The following is an 8,609-nucleotide window of genomic DNA, read 5'->3' on the forward strand; positions in this document are numbered from 1 at the left end:
AACCACGCTTCTTCAGTGAGGGCTGTAGCGGGACCAGTTCGTGGTGCGGTAGCGGGCGGCTGTTGGTTTGCTCATGCCGCCTGTCTAACCGCATGGATTCACGTTGTGAATCCTTTGCGGACAGAGTTGTGCAACAACGCCTTCGAGCACCCAAAGGCATTGCGGCGGAACGGTCAGGTCCAACTCCGCACCCGTCTCCAGCCCATCGACCAGATCGGGGCTGAGCACGGCCTCGATCATCACATCCTTAACCATCAGCCGCAGCCGGGTTTGGGTGCCTAGGTAGACCCGTTCCACCAACCGCGCCGAAAGCGTGTTTTCTGCGCCGATGCCGATCCGGATGCTTTCGGGCCGAAAGGTCAGCGTGCCAGGCCCCTTCCGCGCGCCTTGGGGCAGCAACAACGGACCAAGATTGGACTGGAAAACCGCCCCGTCCGAGGTGCCGGGAACGAAGTTGTGCCCGCCAAAGAACCGGGCCACGGTCTGGTCTGCTGGGCGTCGGTAGAACTGGTCGGGCCGGTCCACCTGACGCAACCGGCCATCAAGGATCAGCGCTATCCGGTCGGCAAGAACTACCGCCTCCTCCTGGTCATGCGTGACGAAGATCGTGGTGATACAGAGGTCCTTCTGCAGGGAACGGATCAAATCGCGCATCTCAAAGCGCAGATGCGTATCAAGGCTCGACAGCGGTTCGTCCAGCAACAGCACGCGAGGCTCCACGATCAGCGCGCGCGCCAGTGCCACACGCTGCTGTTGCCCACCCGACAGGTCTGCCGGGCGGCGGTGACCAAGATCTGGCAATTGCACCAACGCCAGCATATCGGCCACACGCGCCGCTATCTCGGCCTTCGGCCGATGCCGCATTTTCAGGCCGAAACCGATGTTGTCGGCCACCGACATGTAGGGAAACAGCAGCGAGTTCTGAAACACCATCACCGCGCCGCGCCGGTCTGGCGGCTGGTGCAGGATCGAGGCGCCGTCGAAGGCGATCTCGCCGGCGGTCGGTTCAAGCTGCCCTGCGATCAGCTTCATCGTGGTGGTTTTGCCGCAGCCCGACGGACCAAGAAGTGCGAGCAACTCGCCGCTTTCAATGTCGAGGGTCAACCCGTCAAGCGCAGGCTTTTGCGCACCCGGATAGGTCTTGGTCAGCGATTGCATGGACACCCGGGTCATGGGCGCGCCGCTGTAATGGCGCGGTTTTGTCCGGTCAGGTGCCGCGCCGTCAGCGCCAGGATCACAAGCCCTGGCAGGATGTAGATCATCGCAATCGCCCCCGCGATGTCATTGCGCCCCGATGTGGCGAAGCTGAACAGGATGAGCGGCAAGGTAACCACCCGACCACCGCCGATCAGTAGTGTGAGGATGTATTGGCTCCATGATACGAGAAAGGCAAACATCGCGCCGACAATGATACCGGGCAGAATTGCCGGCAGCGTCACGTGGCGAAAGGTTTGCAGCGGTGTGGCGCCGAGACAGCGGGCCTGCGCCTCGTGGTTTGGGTCGTAGTTGGCAAATATGCCGGCCATAACCAACACCATGTAGGGCAGCGTCGGCACCAGATGCACCAAAATCACGCCGGTGACGCTGTTGGTCAGCCCAAGTCCGATGAACACCGTATGAATGCCAAGCGCCACAGCTATGCCCGGCACGATGGTCGGTGCGAGGATCATCAGCGCGACCACACCCTTGCCGCGAAAACGGTACAACCCAAGTGCCCTTCCTGCGGGCACCCCGATCAGTACTGACAACAAAGTGACGCCCGCCGAGATGCCGATGCTGAGGCCAAGTGAGCCAAGCACACCAGACGTGTCGGACAGGGCGTAGGTCCAGGCCTGCAGCGTCCAGTCTTGTGGCAAGATGTCGGGAAACCGCCAGCCCCGCGCGAAAGACCAGATCGCCAGCGGGATTAGCGGCAGCACCAGCCACAGGATCAAAAGCCCCAGGGCGAGGGCACGAAAGGCGCGCGAAATGGGGCGGCCCTGTAGCATCACTCACGCCACAGGCTGTGACGAGCAAGGCGGACATACAGCCAGATCATCGCGGCGCTGAGGAGCGCAATCACGACGGCGGTGGCCATCGCTTGCGGCCGGGCGGCAAGATCAACGTCGGTGTATTGACGGTAGGCCAGAACCGGCAGGGCGGCGGGGTGGTTCTGGCCCAGCAGCAGCGGGATCTCATAGGCGCCAAAGGTAAAGGCAAAGACGATAACACTGGCGCCCAGGAGGCCCGGAAAAATCAATGGCAGCAGAACATGGCGGAACGCTTGCCAACGGCTGGCCCCAAGGCTACGCGCCACTGATTCATGATCCTGCCCGATCGATTGCATGTTGGCCAACACGACAAGACCGATGAACGGAACTTCTTTCCAAACATATTGCAGAATGATGCCAATGGCATAGGGGTCAAACACCAGGGCGGGAAAGTCGGCGGGTTTGGCGATCAGGCCCCACGCGTACCCCAGCCGCGCAAAGCTGCCGGACTGCGAAAACAGGTAGAGGATGCCGATGGCCCCAACCAGATGCGGGATCGTAAGGTTCAGTTGGAACAGAAAGCTGATCACCGAGCGGCCCGCAAAACTTCGCCGCAGAAGAAGCGCTGCACCCACCGCGAGCACGGCAGAGATAACGGTAGAGGTGAAGGCAATGTGGAAGGTCAGAAGGAACGACTGGTAGAATGCGCGCGAGGTAAGAAGTGCGCCGTAGGCGTCAAAGTTAGGGTCGGTCAGGCCGATCACCGGCATGTAATTCAACGACCGCAGGACGCCAACGCCAAGCCCGCCGAAGAAAAGCACGCCGATGACCAGCAGCGCCGGGCCAAGCAGCAAGACGATGCGCAGGCGTTCAGACATCAGCCGGTGCGGCCTTTCGCTTGGGGTGCGGCACTACTTTTGCGCGACGTTCGCGATCCAACCCTGTTCGATGGCGGAAATCCAGCCCGCTTGTAGTTCTGGCAGAGCAACCTTGCCCAGCTCTTCGGACGAGACGACCTGTGGTGGAACCTTGATCGCAGCGAATTGCCCCTGAATCTCCGGCGAGGTTCGGCTGATTTCGATGGCGGGGGCGGCGCCCCAGATTTCGGGGCGGGCCTTTTCGAACTGTGCTTCACCAGACAGCAACAGGTTCTGCAGAACCATTGCCGCCGCCTTGTTGGGCGAGTTGAACGGGATCACGGTGTAGTTGGTGTTGCCGATGGTGCCATCGGTTAAACCGTAGGATCGGGTGGTGTCGGGGAACCGGCCCGCCTGTACGGCAAGGCCGAACTGCGAGGCGTCGTAGTCGAAAGTCAGCGCTACTTCGCCGTTGGCAAACAACTCGTTCAACTGGGTGATGGATGTGGGGTAGGTTTGCCCTTGCCGCCAGAGGAACGGTTCCAGCTCATTCAGCAGCGCCCAGGTCTTGGCGGCGACGTCGTCGAACTTGGCTTGGTCGAAGGGGCCGAGCAGTGTCTCGTGCCCGCCAGCGACGTGGTAGAAGACGTGCCGCACGAACACCGCGCCGTTGAAATCGGGCGCGGCGGGATAGGTGAATTGGCCAGGGTTGGCCTTGATCCAGTCGATCAGATCGGCGATGGATCTTGGCGGCGCGGGGGTCTTGGCGCTGTCATGCGCAAAGGCGAATTGGGCGCGTGACCACGGCACTTCGCACCCCTCGACCGGGGTGCCGAAGTCGTTGGCGATGGCCGGACTATCCCAATTGACCAGCGTGTTGTTCGGCAGCAGGTGAGTGTACCCGCAAAACGCCAGACCCGCCTGTTTCATCGTGCGGAAGTTCTCACCGTTGATCCAGATCATGTCGACCGTTCCGGCATCCAGAACTCCGGCTTCCTTTTCACCAAGCACGATGTTCACCGCCTCGACGGTGTCGGTCAGCCCGACGCGGTTGAGAGTGATGCCGTAGTCTGCCTTCAGCTGGCCGCCGATGTGGTCCGAGACATACTGATTGATGTTATCCGCCCCACCCCACATGAACCAGTTCACTGTGCCGCCACGGGCTTGTTCGACAACTTCATCCCAGGTCATCGCGATGAGCGCTTTGCCATCGGCCGTATCGCCAAAGGCATGCCGCGCAGGCAATAGCGCCACCGCGATGGCCGAAGTCAGAAGCGCGCGTCGGGTGATGGGCATGTGCGGTCCTTGTGGGGCTGTTATTGGGTCACCGGCCTCATTAGCCAGTTGGGGTGCTCCGGCATAGATCGTTACAACCCACCTCGCGCAAGCGTGTTTTCCGCCGGTAACTGGTGTCAATCGGGGAACACCTGCCGCACTCGGTGCAAATGACGCCGATCAGCGCAGCAGGCTTTCCAGCGCGGCATGCAGCCGCGTGACCCCGGCATCGGTAGTAAGGGTGCCGGGTGACACGCGCAGGGTCTGGCTGCGGTTGTCGGTGGTGATGCCCATGCTGCGCAGCGCTGATACGATCTGCGCGGCAGGCTGGCTGTCAGGAAGTTTGAACATGATCGAGCCACCGCGTTTGCCTTCGGCGCGTGGGGTAAGAAGCGGCAGGTCCACCGCATCCGCCATATCGATGAGCATGGCCGTCAGGCTGCGGTTGTGCGCGAGAAGGGCCGCATGGTCTTGCCGTGCGTGCCAGTCTAGGGCGGGCAGCGAGGCCAGGGCGGCCATGCAGCCCGGCGTACCAGAGTCGAACCGCCGGATGTCAGGGGCATAGGCGAAACGTTCAATATCCCAGTTGAACGGATTGGGCTGGCTGAACCAGCCGCGCAGTTGCGGCTGGCAGAGCGGAATCAGACGGGGCGAGAGATAGAGCACCCCGGCACCGGGAGTACCGCACATCCACTTGAGCGAGGTGGAGATAGCGAAATCGACCTCTGGCGCGTGGACATCGAAGGGGAGGAGGCCGGCGGCCTGAGTGATGTCGACGCCGATCAGGCTGCCCACGCGGCGGCCGTGGGCGACCATCGCAGGCAGGTTGATGCGGTGCGAGGTGGTGGAGGAAACCCAGGTGAGGAGGGCGAGGCCAACATCGGGCGTCCATTGGTCAAGGAAATCCTCATCCTCGACATGGGCAGCGCCCTGGCGCAGGGGCACGGTTTTGAGGGTAAATCCATGCGCCTCAGCCATGCCGCTCAGAAGGAAGTGGTTGGAGGGAAAGCAATCTGCAGCTACCAGCACCGTTCGGCCCTTGAGATGGCCGTCGGGCAGGGATTGCAGCAGGGAATGCAGCGCCTGTGTGACGGATTCGAAAGTGGTCACCGTGTCTGGGGCCGCGTTGAGAATCGCGCGCCAGCGGTCGATGAAGCGTTGTCGTTGCGGCAGGATGGTGGCCCATTGCGCATCGTCTGCTCTGCCCCAGGTGTCGGCAAAATCGGCCATGGCGGCGGCGATGTCATCCGCCTTGCCGGGATACATGCCGATGGAATGGTAGAGGAAATAAGCGTCGGACATGGGGGTCTTTCGGGCTTAGCGCGTTGGTACGCGGCCGTTGATGGATGGAGTGGTATCAGTCTCGATGTCGATGGGGCCTAGGATGCGCGCCCATTCGTTCGCTTTGGTATTGCCAATATCTCGCGCCGGGGAGCTGGCGACCTGAGTGACGAAGACGGTTCTACACAGCATGCAGCACCAGGGCGACGCCTTGGCCAACTCCGACGCAGAGCGTGGCCAGTGCGGTTTGGCCGTTGGTTTCAAACACGCGGCGGGCGGCGGTGGCTGCAAGGCGGGTGCCGGACATGCCCAAGGGGTGGCCCATCGCAATTGCACCGCCTTTTGCGTTGAGGCGCGGGTCGTCGTCTGGCAAGCCCCATGTGCGCGTGCAGGCTAGAACTTGGGCGGCGAACGCCTCGTTCAACTCGATCACGTCGAAACTGTCGGCGCTAAGGTTCAGCCGGGCAAGAGCAGCGACAGGTCCGATGCCCATGGTGCGCGGTGGCACGCCTGCGGCAACGGCGCGTCCGAGCCGGGCGAGCGGGGCGAGGGCGTGGCGTCTGACGCCTTCGGCCGAAGCGAGGATCAGGGCGGCGGCGCCGTCGTTGATGCCGGCGGCATTGCCGGCGGTGACGGTTCCATTGCTGCGGAACGGGGTGGGAAGCTGGGCGAGTTTCTCCAATGTTGTCGCGCGCGGATGTTCATCGGCAGTGATGACTTGGTCGCCCTTGCGGGACCGCAGTGTGACCGGTGCGATGTCGGCCGCGTGCCAAGCGGAATCGTAGCGGTCTTGCGATCGCAGCGCGAAGGCGTCTTGCGCGAGGCGGGGGATGTGATGTTCTGCGGCGAGGTTTTCGGCGGTTTCGGGCATGCTGTCGGTACCGTAGGCGGTGGCGATGCGGGCGTTGATGAAGCGCCAGCCGATGGTGGTGTCGTGAATCTGGGGTTGCCGCGCGAAGGCGGTTTCCGCCTTGCCCATCACGAAGGGTGCGCGCGACATGGATTCGACACCGCCCGCAATCACCACGTCGGCACCGTCACGGATGGCCCGCGCCCCGGCGATCACGGCGTCCAGGCCCGAGGCGCAGAGGCGGTTTACGGTCAGGGCAGGAACGGTTTCGGGCAAACGGCTGAGCAGGACGGCCATGCGGGCGACATTGCGGTTATCCTCGCCCGCCTGATTGGCGCAGCCGAAGATCACCTCGTCGGGGACAAGGCCGGGGTGCTGGTCCAAAAGCGCGTCGATGACATGCGCGGCCATGTCATCGGGGCGCATCAGGCTAAGCGCGCCACCGTAGCGGCCGATCGGGGTGCGGCGGTGGGCGCAGAGGAAAACCTCGGTCATGCGGCCTCCAGCATCGGGGCAAGGACGTAGCGACCGCGCAGGGCAGTTGTGGCCTCAAGGGCTGCAAGCTTGGCCCGGATTTTCGGCGCGCCATGTGCCTCAAGGATTTCAAACGGCCCGCGAGGCAGGTTGAGGCCAAGCTTCATCGCCGTGTCGATGCCGTCTGTGGTGGTACCGCCCTCAGACAAAAGCCAAGCCGCTTCGTTCACCAGCGTCGCTTCGATGCGCAGGGCGATGGCGGCGGCATCCTTCGGGGCGGTGCCGGGATCAGCGGGGAAGATGAAGCCCTGCCCGGTCTTGCGGCCAAGGTTGCCAATGGCGACTTGACGGCGCAGTGGCAGGAACGGGTGATAGCGGGGGTGGTGGTGCATCGCTGCGAACAGGCCTTCGGTGGCGGCAAGGTTGATGTCGGCCCCGATCAAGTCGATCAGCTGGAACGGGCCAAGGCGGTATCCGACGGCGATCATGGCGGCGTCGATGTCACTGGCACTGCGGCCTTCGTCAAGCATCGCCAGCGCTTCGCCATAATAGGGCCGCGCACAGCGGTTGACGATAAAGCCGGGACGGTCGGGGGCGGCAATGACGGTCTTGCCGGCGGCCTCGGTCAGCTGGCGGGCGATGGTGAGTGCGGCGGGCGAGGTGCCTTTGTGGCCGACAAGTTCGACCAGCTTCATAGCCGGAACCGGGTTGAAGAAATGCAGTCCGATCACGCGGTCTGGATGGCGCAAGCCCTCGGCAATGGCTGCGACGGATAGAGAGGAGGTATTGGTGGCCAGCACCGCGCCAGGCAGCAAGGGTTCAAGATCTGCAAACAGCGCATGTTTGGCGTCAAGCCGTTCAACGATAGCCTCGATGGCAAGGCTGGCGGGGGCAAGGCTGGCAAGATCGCGGGTGACTGTCAGGTTCGCAAGGGTGGCATCGCTCGCGTCGGAAGTGAGTTTGCCGGAGGTGACGCGCAGGGCAAGGGCTTCGGCAAGGCGGGGTTTGGCACTGTCCCGGATGGCGGCATCGGCATCGGTTGCGCGCACGGCAAACCCTGCGGCGGCGTAAAGCTGCGCCAACCCCAGGCCCATGGTTCCCAATCCGATGATGGCGATTGTGGTCATGTGCCGCTGAACCAGGCGCGGCGCTTTTCGCGGAAGGCGGCGATGCCTTCTGTCTTGTCGGCGCTGTCCATCAACGTCTCGAACAGCCGGCGTTCGGTGGTGAACGCAAGCGGGGCCTCCGCCCCTTCGATCAGGGCACGTTTCGCGGCGGCAAGGGCAAGAGGTGCGCGCTGGCTAAGGGTTTCGGCGAGAGCAACCGCCACCGGCAGTGCGGAGCCATCTGAGCGGTGGCTGGCGATACCCCATGCATAGGCGGTATCAGCGTTGATCACCTCGCCGGTCAAGACCATCCGGGCTGCACGCATCCGGCCGACGAGCGACAAAAGCCGCTGGCCGCCTCCCGCGCCGGGAATGAGACCGAGATTGGTTTCCGGCAGCCCAAGGCGCGCAGTGTCCCCGACCACGATCAAATCCGCCATCAAGGCGAGTTCAAATCCTCCACCCAAGGCAAAGCCGTCCACCGCCGCGATCAATGGTTTCTGGAAACCGTGGATGGCAGACCAGTGCTGCTTGCGGGGGTCAAACGCCGCTTCTGAGCCGGATTTATGTTCGATCTCGCCAAGATCCGCCCCGGCAGCAAAGTGACCCGCTGCGCCGGTGATGACCACCGCGCGGCAAGCGTCATCGGTGGCCAGCCGCGTCAGGATGGCCGCAAGACTTTCCAGCAGTGCCGTGTTCAGCGCGTTTCTGGCCGTTGGCCGGTTGAGCGTCAAACAGACCCAGCCAAGATGCGTTTCGATTTGCAATTCCATGGCGGCATCTTGCGCCCGCACCG

At 63.1% G+C, this 8,609-nt stretch carries 8 protein-coding genes; all 8 read right to left on the bottom strand.

Features of this window, described 5'->3' with window-relative positions:
* Positions 1-84: 84 nt before the first annotated feature.
* Positions 85-1,173 carry an ABC transporter ATP-binding protein gene (locus tag RMO18_RS09595; protein ID WP_309665525.1) on the bottom strand — a complete coding sequence of 363 codons (1,089 nt, stop codon included), beginning with the start codon at positions 1,171-1,173 and terminating at the stop codon, positions 85-87.
* Entirely contained in the window at positions 1,170-1,988 is an 819-nt protein-coding gene (locus RMO18_RS09600; protein WP_309665526.1) for an ABC transporter permease, read from the bottom strand. The genes RMO18_RS09595 and RMO18_RS09600 overlap by 4 nt, the downstream gene beginning before the upstream one ends.
* Positions 1,988-2,848 carry an ABC transporter permease subunit gene (locus RMO18_RS09605; RefSeq protein ID WP_309665527.1) on the bottom strand — a complete coding sequence of 287 codons (861 nt, stop codon included), beginning with the start codon at positions 2,846-2,848 and terminating at the stop codon, positions 1,988-1,990. Before RMO18_RS09605 ends, RMO18_RS09600 begins: the two co-directional genes overlap by 1 nt.
* A 33-nt stretch (positions 2,849-2,881) precedes the next feature.
* Entirely contained in the window at positions 2,882-4,123 is a 1,242-nt protein-coding gene (locus tag RMO18_RS09610; RefSeq protein WP_309665528.1) for an ABC transporter substrate-binding protein, read from the bottom strand.
* A 159-nt stretch (positions 4,124-4,282) separates the two neighbouring features.
* Positions 4,283-5,404, bottom strand: coding sequence for an aminotransferase class V-fold PLP-dependent enzyme (locus RMO18_RS09615; RefSeq protein ID WP_309665530.1), 1,122 nt, complete (start codon positions 5,402-5,404; stop codon positions 4,283-4,285).
* A gap of 160 nt (positions 5,405-5,564) precedes the next feature.
* Entirely contained in the window at positions 5,565-6,728 is a 1,164-nt protein-coding gene (locus RMO18_RS09620) for an acetyl-CoA C-acyltransferase (protein ID WP_309665532.1), read from the bottom strand.
* Entirely contained in the window at positions 6,725-7,834 is a 1,110-nt protein-coding gene (locus tag RMO18_RS09625; protein ID WP_309665534.1) for a 3-hydroxyacyl-CoA dehydrogenase NAD-binding domain-containing protein, read from the bottom strand. Before RMO18_RS09625 ends, RMO18_RS09620 begins: the two co-directional genes overlap by 4 nt.
* On the bottom strand, positions 7,831-8,609 hold a 779-nt coding region (locus RMO18_RS09630), incomplete at its 5' end, for an enoyl-CoA hydratase-related protein (RefSeq protein WP_309665535.1). The genes RMO18_RS09630 and RMO18_RS09625, both read right to left, overlap by 4 nt.

The organism is Tabrizicola sp., from assembly GCF_031377265.1.
GTDB lineage: Bacteria > Pseudomonadota > Alphaproteobacteria > Rhodobacterales > Rhodobacteraceae > JAUYQR01.